This window comes from Agromyces sp. GXS1127, from assembly GCF_050565425.1.
Taxonomy (GTDB): Bacteria; Actinomycetota; Actinomycetes; order Actinomycetales; family Microbacteriaceae; genus Agromyces.
In genome coordinates this window covers 1-951 of sequence record NZ_JBOCIG010000021.1, presented here as the reverse complement: position 1 = coordinate 951, position 951 = coordinate 1, and the positions used below count along the sequence as shown (strand labels likewise).

At 69.3% G+C, this 951-nt stretch carries 1 protein-coding gene; it reads right to left on the bottom strand.

Annotation, left to right across the window (positions count from 1 at the left end; translation table 11 throughout):
* A partial coding sequence (istA, locus tag ACQ393_RS17600; RefSeq protein WP_430648157.1) for an IS21 family transposase occupies window positions 1-886 on the bottom strand: 886 nt, incomplete at its 3' end.
* Between the last annotated feature and the right edge of the window lie 65 nt (window positions 887-951).

Sequence of the window (951 nt, the reverse complement as noted above, 5' to 3'; positions counted from 1 at the left end):
GCCAGCCCAGATGCAGCAGCACCGGCGGCAGCGGCAGCATCGCCGCCAAGTCCTGCTCGAGCCGTTCGACCGGGCGGGCCTTCGTCGTGCGCACCACCCGCCGGTTCGCGGCGGCCAGCCAGTCGGTGAACTGTGCGTTGAAATCCGCCGGTGACGCGAACTGCCGGCCCGGCATGAACGAGGACTCGAAATAGCCGTTGCGTCGCTCCACGATGCCCTTCGACTCCGGGTCCCGCGGCGGCAGCAGCACGAGCTTGGTCGCCAACGTCCCGGTGAACGCGGTCACCCCCTCGGCGGGCCGGTGGCCACGGCCGATGCCGGGCTCGTTGTCCCAGATCAGCCGCCGCGGCACCCGACCCAACTGCCGGATCAGCTCCCACGAGCCCAGCAGCAGGTCCGGCGTCTTCCGGGTCGGGATCATCCGGCCGAGCATGAACCGCGAATGCGCCGCGGTGATCACCAGCACCGGCAGCAGCACCCTCGAACCGTCCTCGAGCGGGATCTTCCGCGGCGGGAACCACAGATCGCACTGCGCCGCATCGCCGGGCTCCCACACCAACCGGTCCGCCGGATCCGGCGGGCGCACCTCGGGACGAAGCCGCCGCACATGCTCACGGAACCATGTGATCGACCCGTCCCAGCCGACGCGTTCGGCGATCACCGTCGCCGGCATGTCCGGGGTGTCCTTCAACAGCTGCCGCACCCGCGCTTCGAACGGGGTGAACGAGGTCGGCGCCGGCCTTCGCTCGTACCGCGGCGGCGAATCCGAGCCCGCCACCTTCACCACCGTCGTCCGCGAGATCCCCAACCGCTCCGCGATCCTGGCCTTCGGCACCCCATCGGCCACCAGCCGCCGGATCAACGCCCAGTCCTCCACAGTGATCACTCTCCAATCGTTGAGTGTTCACTTTTCGACCGCCGCTACTGTTCAGTTTTCAAGCGTCGCCGACA